Source organism: Comamonas sp. CMM02 (genome assembly GCF_014851485.1).
Classification (GTDB): Bacteria; Pseudomonadota; Gammaproteobacteria; order Burkholderiales; family Burkholderiaceae_C; genus Comamonas; species Comamonas avium.
Window position 1 is genome coordinate 198,683 of the sequence record NZ_JACUZW010000005.1, and the last position, 16,577, is coordinate 215,259.

Consider the following 16,577-nt stretch of genomic DNA (forward strand, 5'->3'; position numbering starts at 1 on the left):
CGATTGACGAAGCCCGCACCCATGCCGGTCGCACAGAAAAAAAGGGCTCCATTCGGAGCCCTTTTTTTGTCAAGCACTGCTGAAGATAATTACTTCAGTGCCTTGTAGCGGAAACGCTTGGGAGCAGCGCCCTCTTCGCCCAGACGCTTTTTCTTGTCGGCTTCGTACTCTTGGTAGTTGCCATCAAAGAACACCCACTGCGAATCACCTTCAGCAGCCAGGATGTGCGTGGCAATACGGTCCAGGAACCAGCGATCGTGCGAGATGACCATCACTGTGCCCGCGTACTCCAGCAACGCATCTTCCAAAGCGCGCAATGTTTCCACGTCCAAGTCGTTGGATGGCTCGTCCAGCATCAGCACGTTGCCGCCCTGAATCAGGGTTTTGGCCAGGTGCAGGCGACCGCGCTCACCACCGGACAGGTTGCCGACCTTCTTTTGCTGGTCTTGTCCGTTGAAGTTAAAGCGTCCGGCGTAAGCACGCGAGGCCATGGTGAACTTGCCCACAGTGATCATGTCCAGACCACCGGAGATGTCTTCCCAGACCGTCTTTTCGTTGGCCAGATCATCACGGTGCTGGTCCACAAAGGCCATCTTCACAGTCTGGCCAATATCCACCGTACCGGAATCAGGCTGCTCCTTGCCCGCAATCAGCTTGAACAGGGTCGACTTACCGGCACCGTTAGGGCCAATGATGCCCACGATCGCGCCAGCCGGCACGTTCATGGACAGGTTGTCGATCAGCAAACGGTCGCCAAAAGCCTTGGATACGTTGTTGAATTCAATAACCTTGGCACCCAGGCGCTCTGCCACAGGAATAAAGATTTCCTGCGTTTCATTGCGCTGCTGGTATTCGTAATCGCTCAGCTCTTCGAAGCGTGCAATACGTGCCTTGGACTTGGCTTGGCGACCCTTGGCATTTTGGCGTACCCACTCCAGCTCCTTCTTCAAGGCCTTGGCGCGGGCTTCTTCGCCCTTTTGCTCGGTTTCCAGACGGTTGCTCTTTTGAGTCAGCCAGTCGGAGTAGTTGCCCTTGTATGGAATGCCGCGTCCGCGGTCCAGCTCCAAAATCCACTCGGCGGCGTTATCCAGGAAGTAGCGGTCGTGGGTAATGGCCACCACGGTGCCCGAAAAGCGGTGCAAAAACTGCTCCAGCCAGTCCACAGACTCAGCGTCCAAGTGGTTGGTCGGCTCGTCAAGCAGCAGCATGTCGGGCTTGGACAGCAGCAGCTTGCACAGCGCCACGCGGCGCTTTTCACCACCAGACAGCAGGCCTACCTTGGCGTCCCATGCGGGCAGACGCAGCGCGTCAGCAGCAATTTCCAGCTGGTGCTCGGAGTCGGTGCCTGCGGCAGCGATGATGGCTTCCAGCTCGCCTTGCTCTGCAGCCAGGGCGTCAAAGTCTGCGTCTTCTTCGGCATAGGCTGCGTAGACTTCTTCCAGACGCGCCTTGGCGTTGTTCACCTCAGCCATGGCCTCTTCCACCGCCTGGCGCACCGTGTGCTCAGGGTTGAGCTGCGGCTCTTGGGGCAGGTAACCGATCGACAGGCCCTGCATTGGAATGGCTTCGCCTTCGAACTCCTTGTCCACGCCAGCCATGATCTTCAGCAGCGAAGACTTGCCGGAACCATTCAAGCCCAGCACGCCGATCTTGGCACCGGGGAAGAAACTCAGCGAAATGTCCTTCAAGATCTGGCGCTTTGGGGGCACTGTCTTGGTCAGGTGGTTCATCGAAAAGACGTATTGGGCCATGTGTTTGTCAGCAAATTCTTGTAAAAAAATAATAATCTGGCGCACAGTTCAAGGGCGCCCCAACCATTGATTATCTCCTCATGCGACAATACGCACAGTCAGGGGCTCCAGTTTCCCCTTGGCATCAGCATTCAGCTGGGGACAAAGACTCGCCAACCCGAGCGATTCCGGCTCCCAAATCCTGTGAATCTCATCTGCCTACGACTGGCTTGGCAACCTGCACAGGTTGCTCCGACGGGCTGATACCCCGCGCCCGGATGGGCGTATCGACAACAATGACATTTGAAGAATTGAACTTGGCACCCGCCATCGTGAAAGCGGTGCTGGAGCAGGGCTACGAAACCCCTACCCCTATTCAGGCACAGGCTATTCCCTTGGTGCTCGCAGGCCACGACCTGCTGGCCGGCGCACAAACCGGCACCGGCAAGACCGCAGCGTTCTCGCTGCCGATGCTCCATCGCCTGACGCAGGGCGGCACCACTGCACCTGCAGGCGGCATTCGCGCGCTGATCCTCACTCCGACCCGTGAGCTGGCTGCGCAAATTGAAGAAAACATCCGCTTTTACTCGAAGTACCTGGACGTCACCACCACCGTCATCTTTGGCGGTGTAGGCATGAAGCCTCAGGTGGACCGCATCCGCAAGGGTGTCGACGTTCTGGTGGCCACGCCAGGTCGCCTGCTGGACTTGCAGCAGCAAGGTCTGGTCGATCTGTCGCAAGTTGAAATCCTGGTGCTGGACGAAGCCGACCGCATGCTGGACATGGGCTTCATCCACGACGTCAAGAAAATTTTGGCGCTCGTACCCAAGAACAAGCAAAGCCTGCTGTTTTCGGCGACCTTCAGCGACGAGATCCGCACCCTGGCCAACGGTCTGCTGCGCAACCCGCAAAGCATTCAGGTCACGCCAAGCAACACCACCGTGCAGCGCATCAAGCAGGTGATCCACCCAGTGGGGCGCAACAAGAAAAAAGATGTGCTGCTGCACATCATCAACAGCAACCAGTGGAACCAGGTGCTGGTGTTCACACGCACCAAGTTTGGTGCCAACCATGTGGCAGAGTTCTTGACCAAGAACGGTGTCACCGCCATGGCCCTGCACGGCAACAAGAGCCAAAGCGCGCGCACACAGGCACTGGCTGGCTTTAAAACCGGCGAACTGCGCGCTCTGGTTGCTACGGATATCGCGGCACGCGGCATCGACATTGACGAGCTGCCACACGTCGTCAACTACGAAATTCCAAACGTCTCTGAAGATTACGTTCACCGCATTGGCCGCACCGGCCGTGCAGGCCGTGAAGGCCACGCAGTCAGCCTGGTCTGCATGGACGAAGAAGGCTTCATGATGGACATTGAACGCTTTACCAAGCAGGAAATCCCCGTCGTTCCTATGCCTGAGTTTGGCCCTGAGCCTGGTGAAAAGGCTGAGCCCATCGCCATGGGTCGCCAAACCATCTGGGGCGGTGCAGGCAAGCCGCCAAGCCGTGATGTCATGCAAGCCGCTGCACGCGCCGCTCGCCAGGAAATGATGGATCGCATTCGCACCACCAAGGCTGGCCAACCTGATCGCGGCGGCCGCCCTCAGCGCGCGCCCCGTGGTGATGCGCCCTCTGCAGCTGATGCAGATGGTCAAGGCCCTCGCCGTGGTGGCCCACGCCGCCCTGCCCGCCAAGGCTTTGCGCCTCGCGACAACGCACAGGCACCTTCGTTTGAGGCTCGCGACGGCGGCTATGACGCACCGCGTGGCGAACGCGCAGAGCAAGACAGCCAGGACCGCCGCAGCGGCCAAGGCTACAACCGCTCGCGTCAGCGCCCTTCACGTGACAACCCACGTGGCCCAACGGCACAAGGCGCAAGCGAAGCTCAGGCACCTCGCCAGCCTCGCGAGCCCCGTGAACAGCGTCAGCCACGCCAGCCTCGCGAATCACGTGGCGAAGGCTACAACCGCTTTGACGACCAGCCTCCACGCCCCAATGCCCACCTGGGCACGCAAGCTGGCAACCCGTCACGCGCTCCACGCAGCAACACCAGCGGGCAGCCAGACCCAACCCGCACCAGCATTGATCTGATGATGGAGCGCCCACGCCGCAGTGGCGGTGGCGGCGGCTTCCGAGGCGGCAATGGTGGTGGCAGCGGCGGCGGTTTCCGTGGCGGCAATGGCGGTGGTAACGGCGGTGGTGGCGGCTTCGGCGGCAATCGCCGCGGCGGCGGCGGTTTTAACCGCTAATCTCCAGGAATGGCCGAACCACCCAGCAGATCAAAGATTTGCGCTTGAAGGCATGTACTTTTTCACAGTTCATACATTGCGTGCGACACAAGAAAGTACATCCATCACAGGTGGTTCAAGCCACTCTTAGCGCCCTGCGCTGACAACACGGGGCAAGGCCACGGCGTAACATGCGCCAACTCCTGGCTTTTGCCTCACGCGATATGTCCGTCTGCTAGCCATCGCTACTGGACGGACATCATCTTCACTTGGTTTTCTGCGGTTTACAGCACCATGACAAAGCCCAACGCCCCTGTCTTCGCGCCGTATCTGGAACGCCCAGGCCACAACATGGCAACGCATGCTTCGCGTTGGCTCATGATCGGCTCAGCTCTGGCTCTGGCTGCATGCTCCAGCACACCTCTTCCTGAATGGCCTGCCACCACAAGTACAACAACGCGTGCGCAGCCCTCCAGTTCAGCCCCCACAGCCCCTCTGCCAGCCAGCGTAACGCCTGTGGCATCGAATACGCGCCTTGAAGCATTGCCATACAGCGGCGCAATTGCCGCTCTGTTTCCAGAGCCCAGTGAACGCTACAGCACACCAGGCCTTTCCGAAGGCCGTCGCAGCTTCACAACCAACAGTGAGCTGGCAGAGGTACTGCGCAATTTAAGCCAGCAGACACCTGAAGAAAGCCCTCGTCTGGGCTTGCTCAACAATGGCAATGCCCAAAGCGGCACCCCCATCCATGCGCTGATTGCAACCCAGGCCAAGGCCATAACGCCTTTGGCGCTGGATGAAAGCAATCGACCCAGCGTCATGATCGTGGCAGGCCAGCAAGGCACCGATGCAGCGGCAACAGAAGCCCTCCTGGTACTGAGCAAAGAGCTCGGCGCCGGAGGTTTGCTGACTCCATTGCTGGACAAAATCAACATCATCTTTGTGCCCCGCGCCAACCCTGATGGGTTTGACAAAGGCACCGCAGCAACGTCTGACGGCACAGATTTGCGTTTTGACCACCTGCAGCTCAAAACTCCCGAAGCCCGCTTTCTGGCCAAACTGGTGCGAGACTATCGCCCCAGCGTACTTTTAGATGCCAGCGAATTCGATGCCATTGAGCCCACGCTGCAGCGTTTCGCTGCGGTGCGCGCCAATGACATGGGTCTGCAATACGCAGTCACACCCAATGCCCACGAATTTGTCACCAAAGCCGCCCGTGAGTGGATGCACCAACCTGCCTCCAGCGCGCTGAGCCAAGCAGGCATGCGGGTGGACTGGGCATTTGAAGCCACAGGCAACAGCGCCGAGAACGGTTTTGCGATGGGAACGCTAGAGCCAACCACCCTCACCAATGCCGCCAGCCTGAAAAATGTGGTCAGCATGAAAGCGAGCAGCCGGGGCAGCGATCTCAAGCGCACCCATCTGCAACGCCGTGTGCACAGTCAAGTGCAAACCATGCTCGCTGTACTGCAAAGTGCCGCCCAGCGTGCTGGCGACTTGCGCCAGGTGAACACTTATGTGACGCGTGATGTAGCCTCGCACGCTTGCCGCAGCACACTGGCAGTCCAAGCCCAGCCCAGCCATGGACAGCGAGAAATCACATTGGTTGATGCAGCCAGTGCGCAGTTGGTTCAGAAAAATGTGGCATGGACCAGCAGCCTGTCCATCAGCAACCCGCGCACACGCAGCAACGCCTGCGGTTACTGGCTGTCAGCCAATGCCGTACAAGCCACAGAGCGCCTGGGCATGATGGGCGTCAATGTGCTGCGCGTTGCAGAACTGTCCAGCATTCAAACAGAAACCTATCAAGTCACCCCAGGTGCATCAGCCTCTGAAACGGCCGTTCATCTGGTGCGCCACAGCCTTGAAGCTGCACCCGGCAGCTACTATGTGAGCATGAACCAGCCTTTGGCGTTCCTGGCCGCCGCAGCTCTGGAGCCTGATACTCCCTACAGTTTTTACAGCACCGGTGTTCTTGGCGACATCAAGGAAGTTGCACGCGTGACGGCTCTGCCGAACATCGTTTTCGAGGAAGAATAAGGCCCTCCAAGCCCTGTGCCACATCCACTGCGCAGCATGGTTCAATGTTCTGTCACACAGTGCTTTGAGCTGCATGCTTCGTTATTACTGTGCGCAATGCGGAGTGGAAAAAGCGCATAAAGAACAAGAAAAGCCCCGGTGCACTGAAGTACCGGGGCTTTTTTATGTGGGCTTTGTGGCTGGACAGTTGAGCATGCTCTCCACCACCCTTGTTTGCCTCGTTATCTGCCTCGTTGTCTGCCTCGTTATCGGCATCTCAGGCGCCAGCTCCCTTACCGCTCGCTGTGGCCAGTCTGGTCAATGTGAGCAAGTCAAAGTCAGGCTGCAAGGCATTGGTGCGTCACAGTCCAAGCAAGCATTGGCAATGCATTTGGCAACCGTTAGCCAGAGCTTGGTAAAACTGTGCCTTCAGCTGACAGCGACGATCAGGGCGCACAACGAGCACAGGTATCTCGCCGGCTAGCTAATGCCCTGCTATGACAGCGCAAACAGTAAAGTCCTCAGTGGCTACTTACCGAACTTTACTGCGATCAAGCTCAGTTAAGCATATCTAGACAGGCCTGCGCGCACTTCTTGCATGCTTTGGCACATGCTTGGCAGTGTGCATGGTGATGCTGCTCACACTCATGGGCGCAAGCCAAACACACTTCACTGCAAAGACGGCAAAAATGTTTGGCCATCTCGCTGTTGCGAGCCATGGCATTGGCTGCCAAGGTACAGATTGCCGCGCAGTCAGCATCCAAGGCGATGCATCGCGCCATCATTTGAACATCCGTCTCTTGGAGACATTGAGCAAAACATGTGTTGCATGCGACAGCACAGGCGTTGCATGCGTCAATGCAGTCTTGGTACTGATTTGCTGTATTCATCGGTAGCTCCTTGTTGTCAGTCAGACAGGCTGTCGAAGGACAGGCTCAATGCGCTTTCAAGAAAGCGATTAGTGCGTTGTTAAATTCTTTGGCGTGAGAGAGGTTGCAGCCGTGTGGGCCATTCTTGATGACATGCAACTCGCTGCCCTTGATAGATTTATGCGTTCTTGCCCCGCTGACTTCGATGGGGACAATCTGATCACTATCGCCATGAATCACAAGCGTTGGGATATCAAATTTTTGCAAGTCAGCACGAAAGTCTGTTCTTGAAAATGAGCCAATGCAATCGTGCGTACCTTTGGCAGATGCAAAAGCTGCAATCATCTTTGCGTATTCCCTCTGGGCTTCACTGACCAATAACTTGCCACTAGAGTCCGAGAAAAACTTCTGAGTAAATCCCTCCAGGAAATCCAGACGATCTGTCAAAACTGCTCCTTGCTTTTTCTGAACGTCTTTCTCTGTGACTGCGCCTTCTGGATTTTTCTCAGATTGAAACAAATAAGGTGTCACAGCAGCCGCAAAAACTGCTGAGCGAATGAATTTAGAGCCATACATCCCGATGTATCTGGCCACCTCTCCACCTCCCATGGAAAAGCCAACCAAAGTGACATCTGAGAGTGTTAACTCGGCGATCAACTCGTTAAGGTCCTGCGCCAAAGTGTCATAGTCATACCCTGACCAAGGCTGGGAGGAAGCACCGAAACCACGACGGTCATATGCAATCACCCGAAAACCTGCCTCTACCAAATCGGCAATTTGCGGCTCCCAGGTTCGGCCACTCAAAGGCCATCCATGAATAAGAATGACGGGCCGGCCTTTGCCATAGTCCTGATAGTGCAGCTGCAGGGTACCTGTACTGGATTGTGAAATATCGATATATGGCATTGCGCCTTCCTTTCAACGAGGGGGGAATATGGACAAGAGGACAAAGCGATCTAATGAAAAAAACGCATGCATCCTCTGAGGCGAGCAGCACCTAAGGTGCTGTCATTTTTCAGGTGGGCAATCTTCAACCTCTGATTTATTGCGCTCTGCAGATGTACCTGCGGCGGCGGCTCCCAAAGCACCAGCCACACTCCCTACAGTGCCTCCAACCAAAATACCAACGGGACCAGCCACAGCACCACCAACTGCAGCTCCAACAGCTACACCCGCCAGTGCTCCTCCCCCAACCAGGGAAGATGAAATTTCACGAGCTGACTCTTGCTCACTCATAGCGACCTGCGCATTGGGATCTGGATCCTGTGACGGCACTCCATGCCCTGGCTGCGCTTGCTCGGCAAGGTCAGGATCGGTTGCAGGGTTTGCAGGTTCAAGGGGATTTCGGGTATTCATACGCTTCTCCTTAAGTGGTTTAAGCACAGCAGACAAAGCACTGCATTGATGCTCTAGTCTTATGCAGATGAATACCTGCACCAATGGCCGATGCCTCCACGTCCTTGTCAGTCAACCCCTTAGTTAACTTTCGATACATCAGCAGACCTCAAGGCCGTTCAGACCTGCGGGACTCCTGCCTGTCGAACTTCCCAAGTTTTTATTGATGTACGATCACAGGACTGGCTGTTCTTGCATCCCGGGGGGTATCCAACCGTTTTTGCTGTCAGCCATTAAAAAACCCCTGCCAGCTTGTACCGGCAGGGGTTTTTCTTTCAGCTCAGCAGTGGCGCTTAGAAAGCCCAGCGCACCTTCACGCTGGCCGACTGGTCACGGCTGCCGCTGCCGTACTCGCCGTTGTAGCCCAGCACCAGGGCCGAGTAACGGCTCAGCGCCATCTCAGCCTGCAGACCCACCAGCGCCGTGTTACGCGCCAGCGGAGCGCCAGCCACGGTAAAGCTGCTGGAGCCTTCAAACGCCATGGTGCGGTTCTGGCTCAGCTTGCCCCAGGCATGGCGCACGCCCAAGGTGCCACGCACGCGGGTGTCTTTGCCAGCCAGCACAAAGTCACTGTGCGCACGCACGCCCAGCGTGGTGCTGGCCAGTGTGTCGCGGCTCGATTGGCTGCTCAGCGCTGCAAAGCCACCGCTTTCCTTGAAGCTGTCCGAGCGCTGCTCGCCCAGCGTAATGCCTACAAATGGCTCAAACCCTTGTTTGTCGTACTGGCCCATGGCGTAGCCCACTTCGGCAAACAACTGCGCTGTGTGGGCGCTGTAGTCAGCTTTGAGGTTCTGGTTCAGCGTGGCCACGCTGCGCTCAGATTCAATGCTGTGCTTGGTGTACGCCAGACCACCCATCACGTTGATGCGGTTGGCGCCATGGCTAAAGCCCTTGCCGGTGTACACCGCTGCGCTGTAGCTGCTGATGTCTGCCGATGCATCACGGCTGCTCACCTTGGCGTCTGCACTGGTGTAGCCCACCGAGCCACCTACGCGCCAGCCGCTGCCGCCCACTTCTTCGTCAGCACCCAGGAACAGGCCCGTGGTGTTTTGCTTCACACCGGGTGTATTGCTGTTGCCATCCATCTTTTGCCAGTGGCCCACCACCTCTACCCATGCAGGCAGGGCTTTGGACGATGGCAAGGCCGAGGCTGGCAGCGGCCCGTCCGACTGGGCAATCGGTGCGCCTGCACGCAGGCCTGCGGCCAGGTTGTTGCGCAAGTGCTGCTGGCTGATGTTGGGCGCTTGCGCGCTCAGCATGCTCACGCTGCTAGCAACGGTGGAGTGCGTATCGCCTGAGAGGCTGTTGAACACCGCCGCAGGCGCACCGGCAGGCAATGTCTCGATGTGCTGGTACAGCGGGTGGCTGCTGGGCAGGCTTGCGAGGGCGTTGGCCGCAGCCGCTTGGTTAGAAGTGCTGGACAAATCGGCAAAGCCCAAACTCCCCCCACCGCTGCCGGGCTTGCGGTGCAAGGTCAAATCCACTTGGTTGCCATGCAGGTAAGCGACCTTAGCATCCAGATAGGCGTAGTTCGACGTCACACTGGCAAACTGGCCGATCACGCTGCCCGCCTTCAAAATGGTGTACGTCTGGTTCGTACTCAAATCTTTTCGGGCTTGTACATCCAGCACAGCACCTGTCAACGTAGCGTTACCAGTTACATCAATACGACCGCTGGTTTTGGCATCGGGATCAACAAAAACACGGTAGATAGAACCCGACTGAAAGCCCAGATTCCCCCCCACCTTGAGAGCAACGCCAGAGTTCACTGCAAGCGTGCCGCTCGCTCCCACATTGACATTCCCAGTGCCCAGCGCCTGATTGTTGGCCGCTACCAGCGTGCCCGCATTAACCTGTGTGCCACCGGTATAGGTGTTGCCACCTGAAAGCACCAGCGTGCCTGCACCCGCCTTGGTCAGCGTGCGGCCGTCCCAGCTGCCGTTAGCGGTTTGGTCCGTCAGTGCCGCCCCCACATCAAACTCGTCAGTTGCCTGAGCCAGCGTGAACGTGCCATGGGCCAAATTGTTCTTCGCCCCCCAGGTCAGCCCATGGCTGGCCACGTACTTCTTGTTGTCTGCCGATTTTTGGGTGACCAGTGTGAGGTAATCCACCGTCCCCATGAAGCCTCCAATGCTGACAGTGCTGAAGTCGCCCGAAATCACCGCCGTGGTAGAGATCAGATCTCTATCCCCCGTAAGACTGCTAATGCCCGAGAGGTTGAACCCCACGTTCGTGCCGATACTCAAGCTGTCCGCTGTCAGCACAGGCGCCGAGGCCCCCGATGCATCCAGTGAAAGCGTGGAATTATTAGCCAACGTGACCGCCCCCAGCGCCGAAGTGGCAGCTTTAATGCCCAGCGCCGCGCCATCGTTTACGGTTATCCCGCCACCCAGTTGATGACCCGCAGTACCTGCAAACTCCAGAGTACCTGAGGCCACTGTGGTCATGCCGCTATAGCTGCTATTGCCGGTCAAGGTCATAGTGCCAGTACCGTTTTTGGATAGGCTGCCACCCGTGCCGCTGATGTCGCCAGCAAAGGTCGTGCTACTGGCAGAACCAAAAGTCAAAGTGTTGGCACCTAAAACTATATTCGAGCCCGCCGCGCCAAGCAGCGCGCCCACGGTTTGGTTGCCGCCAATCGACATGTCGAATGTGCTCCCCGTACCAGACAGGTTCAGCGCGCTTGTTGCCGACAAGCGTCCACCAGCACCCAAGGCCAATGTGCCCCCTTGGATGCTGGTGCCGCCGGTGTAGCTGTTAGCGCCGCTCAGTGTCAGGGTACCGGCACCCCTCTTAATCAGCTCACCCGCACCTGAGAGCACGCCGGATAGAGTCAAGCTGTTGATGCCGGAAACGGTCAGACCATTCGTGCCCAAGGTGATATGGTTGCCCAGCGTCACTCCAACCTCAGATGCCCCGAGTGCCCCCCCGTTGGCCGTAACAGGGGCAGCACCCAGTGCTGCTGAAGTGGCATTCAGGAGACCGCCATTGAGCTGAACGGTCGGTGCGGATGCACCATTAAATAAAAAACCGGACAGTGACCACGTGCCGCTATCGACAATCAGGTTGCTGAAATTGAGGTAGTTGTTCCCATTGATCGTCCCCGTTCCGCCGGTACCCGAGCCGCCGCCGACGGCATTCTGCAAAGCCAGAGTGTTGCCGTTGTTGGCTGTGCCACCATCGACAATCCCGGCGCCGGCAAAGCCGATGGTCAGGCCCAGTACCGGCAACGCAACCCCTACACCACCGCCGGCGGACACCAACGAGCCGGTGATCGCATTGAAACGGTTGGCACCACCACCCGTGCCAAGGGACAAACTGCCGCTAAGAGTGTTAGTGTTCGTGAATACGTTTCCGGTCGATGTACCCTGCATGGCCACCCGGCCGGTGATGGTCCCGTTGTTGGTAAATACGCCCTTGCCACCGCCCCACAGTGCAATCACAGGAATATCTGATGCAGGTATGGTGGTACCTACCAACGGCATGCCTTCAATAATGCCGTTGTTTGTAATCGTGGTAGTACCGGCTGCACCGTTTTGCACACTCAGACCGATGCCGGTCAAGCCAACCAAGCTTGCACCAAGAAGACCGGAAGTGCCACGAATCACGCCGGTGTTGTTATTGGTAACTACGACGATGCTGTTATTTGCGTTACCCATCGTCACACCCGTTGTCAGCCCTGAAGCTGTTCCCAACAGAGAAGGATCAATTAAACCGGTGTTAGTTAACCGGGCATTATTGCCGCTAAGGTTGATTGCTGTTCCAAGCAGCGGCGCATTTATGACCGCCTCGCTGAGCACATTGACAGTTAGATTGTTCACACCAGTAGTCAGGCCGACTGTTGTGAGAGTGCAATTAATCGTCGCACCGGGCGCCGGCGTGTCGCATACCGCATATGCAGAAGATGCGGCCAACAATCCCCAAGCCATAGCAATGGCACCAGCAATGCCATGCCAGCGCAAGCTACGTTGGTTAGCGCAAATCACCTTCGATTGCTTGCTGCCACTTGCAGCACCGCCACCGGCGCGGGCAGTTTCAGGTACGGCAACCCAGCATCCCAAGGTGGCGTTCCAGATGGATCGGTAAATATGGTTCATGTGATAACGCCTTAAATGCGTGTGTATTAGTGTTTTTCGCTTCAAAGGCTGTCATCACGCCGCCCGAAGCCCTCCAAAAATCGGAACAAACAGTAACACCCACACACCAATATACCTATCCCTGAAACTAGGTATTTTTAGCCCCATCGCGCATAAAGCATACGGTTTTTACTATAAGTTTTATATTGAAAATAGAATAATCAACGCCAAGCTGCTGCACTACGGCGTAACAACTTTCACGGGCCAAGCTGCCCGGCAGACTTTTGCATCAAGCGCGTGTCCATCAGATCTTGAAGCCAGTCATCAAAAAAACCCCTGCCAGTTTGCGCCGGCAGGGGTTTTTTCTTTCAGTCCAGCAGTGACGCTTAGAAAGCCCAGCGCACCTTCACGCTGGCCGACTGGTCACGGCTGCCGCTGCCGTACTCGCCGTTGTAGCCCAGCACCAGGGCCGAGTAACGGCTCAGCGCCATCTCAGCCTGCAGACCCACCAGCGCCGTGTTGCGCGCCAGCGGAGCGCCAGCCACGGTAAAGCTGCTGGAGCCTTCAAACGCCATGGTGCGGTTCTGGCTCAGCTTGCCCCAGGCATGGCGCACGCCCAAGGTGCCACGCACGCGGGTGTCTTTGCCAGCCAGCACAAAGTCACTGTGCGCACGCACGCCCAGCGTGGTGCTGGCCAGTGTGTCGCGGCTCGATTGGCTGCTCAGTGCCGCAAAGCCACCGCTTTCCTTGAAGCTGTCCGAGCGCTGCTCGCCCAGCGTGATGCCTACAAATGGCTCAAACCCCTGCTTGTCGTACTGGCCCATGGCGTAGCCCACTTCGGCAAACAACTGCGCTGTGTGGGCGCTGTAGTCAGCTTTGAGGTTCTGGTTCAGCGTGGCCACGCTGCGTTCAGACTCAATGCTGTGCTTGGTGTACGCCAGACCCCCCATCACGTTGATGCGGTTGGCGCCATGGCTAAAGCCCTTGCCGGTGTACACCGCTGCGCTGTAACTGCTGATGTCTGCCGATGCATCACGGCTGCTCACCTTGGCGTCGGCACTGGTGTAGCCCACCGAGCCACCGACACGCCAGCCGCTGCTGCCCACTTCTTCGTCAGCACCCAGGAACAATCCGGTGGTGTTTTGCTTCACACCGGGGGTGTTGCTGTTGCCATCCATCTTTTGCCAGTGACCCACCACCTCTACCCATGCAGGCAGAGCTTTGGACGAGGGAAAGGCCGAGGCTGGCAAAGGCCCATCCGACTGGGCAATCGGTGCGCCTGCACGCAGGCCTGCAGTCAGGTTGTTGCGCAAGTGCTGCTGGCTGATGTTGGGCGCTTGCGCGCTCAGCATGTTCACGCTGCTAGCAACTGTGGAGTGCGTATCACCCGAGAGACTGCTGAACACCGCCGCAGGCGTGCCGGCAGGCAATGTCTCAATGTGCTGATACAGCGGGTGGCTGCTTGGCAGGCTTGCGAGGGCGTTGGCAGCGGCGCCCTGATTGGACGTGTTCGCCAGATCGGCAAAGTGCATTTGCCCACCGTTATTGCCACCACTGCTTTTACGCTTGAGCTCCAAGTCAACTTGGTTGGCAATCGAGTAATCCAGCTTGGCATCCAGATAGGCAAAGTTGGAGGTCGCAGCATCGAAGATGCCATGGATCTGGAAGGCCGACAAAATGGTGTACTTCTTGCCCACCTGGAAGTCGGTCAACGCATCAACCTCATTGCCCACATGCAGCACGCTGCCATTCAGATTGGCCGTGCCAGCCACCTTAATGCTACTGTGGCCCGTGCCATCAGGGCTGGCGCTCACACGGTAGCTGGAGCCGGAGTTAAAAGTCAAATTACCATCGACCACCAGCTCGGTACCACTGACAACTTCCAGTGCTGCCCCTGTATTCACAGTGACAGCACCATTACCCAGCGCACTTGCGTTAGCCGCCACCAGCGTGCCGGCGTTAACGGTGGTGCCTCCGGTATAGGTACTAGCACCCGTTAGCTTCAAAGTGGCTGTGCCGGTCTTGGTGAATGCGCCACCTCCGCTCATCTTGTTTCTGTAACTAGCGTCAGTCGTTGCATTCAACACAAAGCTCGAACCCGTAGCCATGTCCACGTCGCCTTGAAATCTGTCACTTGATGCCACAAGCCCACCGGTTGCTATGTGCCAAGCCAGGTAGTTGGCGCCGGTCAACGTCAAAACGCCGGGGCCGTCCTTGGTCATCGTGCCAAACTGTGCGTCCAAGCCGTAGAACTCGCCGCCATGGGTCAGATCGCCGCGGGTCTGGATGGTGATGTCGGTCGCACTGCCGATGATTTGCGGCAACACGTCGTGGTTCAGGATCACACGGCCGTTGGCCGCCAGCAGCGTGCCGTAGTTCGACGGGCCGTTCAGGCTCAGGGTGCCCGAGCCTTCCTTTTTCAGTGTCGCCGCGGAGCCCCGTACGCCCTGGATAATGTCGAGCACCGAGTTGCCGCCGACGTCGATCACGCCGGTAGCCCCGGTCGTCAGCGAGATGGCCGCGTTCACCGTGGCATGGCCGCTCGTCGGCGTATAGGCCAGCCTGGCGGCTCCCAACGCGATCGTGGACGCCGAGTCGCCAAGCTGGGCGCCATCGTCGAAGTTCAAAGTTCCCGATTTCACGGCCCAGTTGGGCCGTTCGGTGGTCAGGCCGGTCAGTCGCCAGGTTCCGCTTCCGGTCTTCTCCAGATTGGAGAATCCAATGAATCCAACGCCCCAATGCGTCATGTCAAAGCTGCCGCCCGCAGCGCCACCCAGCGCCACGACGTTGCCGGTGCCGGTACTTCGAACGCTGCCCTGGAAGCTGTAGCCGTACCGCAATTCCAGACGCGCGTTGTTGCCCGACATGCGCACGGCGTCGGCGCGCGAGGAGCCCCCCAGCGTCCCGCCCTGGATGCTACCTGCATTGATCAGGGTGCCGGAGCCCGCCATCACCACGCCCGCGCCGCCGGACTGGCCATCGCCGCCGCGTATGATCCCTTCATTCGTCAGGACCCCGTTGGTCACGGTGACGCCGGCCCCGCCGGCGCCGTTCATCGTCGTGAATCCCGCCAGGCTTCCGGCTGCGCCGCTATTGCCGCCCATGATGACGCCGGTCGCTCCGTTGTTCAGGATTGCGCCGCCCAAGGCGACTCCCGCGCCTCCGGCCCCGGCCAGCGCGCCGAAAGCGGAGGCGAAGCCCGCAATGCTGCTGCCGCCATTGCCGCCGGTGATGGAGCCCGAATTGTTGATCGTGACCCCGGGGGCAGAGAGGGCGTAGATGCCATTGCCGCCGTCGCCGCCACCGCCCGCGACACCTCCGTCCACAGAAGAGATGCCCCCGCTGCCGCCCAGCCCCCCCACGACATCGCCATGGCTCGTAAACGAGAAATTCGTGGTGGAGACGAGTCCGATCCCATCCCCACCGCCGCCGCCGCCGCCCGAACCCGCGCCCATCGCCGCCGTGTCGGTGCCTGATATGCTGGCGCCGCCATTGCCGCCGCGTCCGCCTTTGACGGTCAGCAGGGTGCTGACGGTGTTGACGCCATTTGTATTGATAAGCATCGCCCCGGTGCCGCCACCGCCGCCGCCGCCAGCGACATAGGACGCAGTCGCGGCGTCGCCAGCGCCTCCCAGGCCGCCGGTCAGTGCCGTGCCGGTCATCGATCCGGAATCGATCGACTGGTAGGCCCATGAGCCCCCGAACGCCGGAATAAAGCCTCCTTGTCCATCCATTCCCGCACCGGACCAGAAACTGCCGGCGCCCGCCACGCCCGCGTCGAAGCTTGAAGCGCCCGCAACGCTACTTGCCAATCCGGACAACGGCCAAGCCAAGGCAAAAATCAGCGCCAAAGGCGTCAGCGCAGCTTTGAGGCACACAGAGGCCATGTTGCGAGTAATGCGTGCGCTGCCCACCTTAACGCCAATGTGCGCGGTTTCAGGCGCAGCCACCCAGCAGCCCAACGAAGCATTCCAGATAGATCGGTAAATATGGTTCATCGTAATGTTGCCCCAGCGCTTATGTGTCTTATTGCTTTGATTCAAGGAATGCTTTACGCATCGTTGAATGCCTCAAGAAAGCCCAAAAATTTAACGAAACGCACAATACTTGCCAATCCCTGAAACTAGGTATTTTTAGCCCCATCGCGCATGACGCATACGTTTTTTGCTATAAGGTTTATATTGAAAATAGAATAATCAACGCCAAGCTGCTGCACTACGGTGTAACAACTTTCACGGGCCAAGCTGCCCTGCAGACTCTTGC

8 protein-coding genes and 1 pseudogene are annotated in these 16,577 nt (G+C 58.2%); 2 read left to right on the forward strand and 7 right to left on the reverse strand.

The window, feature by feature from the left end; genetic code table 11:
* Nucleotides 1-89: 89 nt before the first annotated feature.
* Nucleotides 90-1,751, reverse strand: coding sequence for an energy-dependent translational throttle protein EttA (gene ettA, locus IB213_RS16260; RefSeq protein ID WP_191721298.1), 1,662 nt, complete (start codon nucleotides 1,749-1,751; stop codon nucleotides 90-92).
* A 275-nt stretch (nucleotides 1,752-2,026) separates the two neighbouring features.
* On the opposite strand from ettA, the gene IB213_RS16265 reads away from it, so the two are divergent.
* Both IB213_RS16265 and IB213_RS16270 read left to right on the forward strand, forming a co-directional pair.
* Complete coding sequence (locus tag IB213_RS16265; protein ID WP_192407842.1) at nucleotides 2,027-3,976, forward strand: DEAD/DEAH box helicase; 1,950 nt, start codon at nucleotides 2,027-2,029, stop codon at nucleotides 3,974-3,976.
* Between the two features lie 273 nt (nucleotides 3,977-4,249).
* Complete coding sequence (locus IB213_RS16270) at nucleotides 4,250-5,995, forward strand: M14 family zinc carboxypeptidase (RefSeq protein WP_192407844.1); 1,746 nt, start codon at nucleotides 4,250-4,252, stop codon at nucleotides 5,993-5,995.
* A gap of 536 nt (nucleotides 5,996-6,531) precedes the next feature.
* Here the strand turns inward: IB213_RS16270 and IB213_RS16275 are convergent.
* The 6 genes and pseudogenes from IB213_RS16275 to IB213_RS16295 form a co-directional block, all read right to left on the reverse strand.
* Nucleotides 6,532-6,864 (reverse strand): four-helix bundle copper-binding protein, encoded by a 333-nt coding sequence (locus IB213_RS16275; protein ID WP_191721295.1) that lies wholly within the window; start codon nucleotides 6,862-6,864, stop codon nucleotides 6,532-6,534.
* Nucleotides 6,865-6,909: 45 nt separating this feature from the next.
* A complete protein-coding gene (locus tag IB213_RS16280) occupies nucleotides 6,910-7,749 on the reverse strand; it encodes an alpha/beta fold hydrolase (RefSeq protein WP_192407846.1) in 840 nt (279 codons plus the stop codon).
* A 102-nt stretch (nucleotides 7,750-7,851) separates the two neighbouring features.
* Entirely contained in the window at nucleotides 7,852-8,199 is a 348-nt protein-coding gene (locus IB213_RS16285; RefSeq protein WP_191721293.1) for a hypothetical protein, read from the reverse strand.
* A 332-nt stretch (nucleotides 8,200-8,531) separates the two neighbouring features.
* Complete coding sequence (locus IB213_RS16290; protein ID WP_225561172.1) at nucleotides 8,532-11,897, reverse strand: autotransporter outer membrane beta-barrel domain-containing protein; 3,366 nt, start codon at nucleotides 11,895-11,897, stop codon at nucleotides 8,532-8,534.
* A gap of 372 nt (nucleotides 11,898-12,269) precedes the next feature.
* A pseudogene (locus tag IB213_RS18430) lies at nucleotides 12,270-12,335 on the reverse strand (ESPR domain-containing protein); the annotation flags it as partial.
* Nucleotides 12,336-12,700: 365 nt separating this feature from the next.
* Entirely contained in the window at nucleotides 12,701-16,312 is a 3,612-nt protein-coding gene (locus IB213_RS16295; RefSeq protein WP_192407862.1) for an autotransporter domain-containing protein, read from the reverse strand.
* Nucleotides 16,313-16,577: the final 265 nt, after the last annotated feature.

Coding starts and splice junctions, on each gene's coding strand:
- ettA (WP_191721298.1), bottom strand. CDS start 1,751: ATGGCCCAATACGTCTTTTCGATGAACCACCTGACCAAGACAGTGCCC.
- IB213_RS16270 (WP_192407844.1), top strand. CDS start 4,250: ATGACAAAGCCCAACGCCCCTGTCTTCGCGCCGTATCTGGAACGCCCA.
- IB213_RS16280 (WP_192407846.1), bottom strand. CDS start 7,749: ATGCCATATATCGATATTTCACAATCCAGTACAGGTACCCTGCAGCTG.
- IB213_RS16290 (WP_225561172.1), bottom strand. CDS start 11,897: ATGGGTAACGCAAATAACAGCATCGTCGTAGTTACCAATAACAACACC.
- IB213_RS16295 (WP_192407862.1), bottom strand. CDS start 16,312: ATGAACCATATTTACCGATCTATCTGGAATGCTTCGTTGGGCTGCTGG.
- IB213_RS16285 (WP_191721293.1), bottom strand. CDS start 8,199: ATGAATACCCGAAATCCCCTTGAACCTGCAAACCCTGCAACCGATCCT.
- IB213_RS16275 (WP_191721295.1), bottom strand. CDS start 6,864: ATGAATACAGCAAATCAGTACCAAGACTGCATTGACGCATGCAACGCC.
- IB213_RS16265 (WP_192407842.1), top strand. CDS start 2,027: ATGACATTTGAAGAATTGAACTTGGCACCCGCCATCGTGAAAGCGGTG.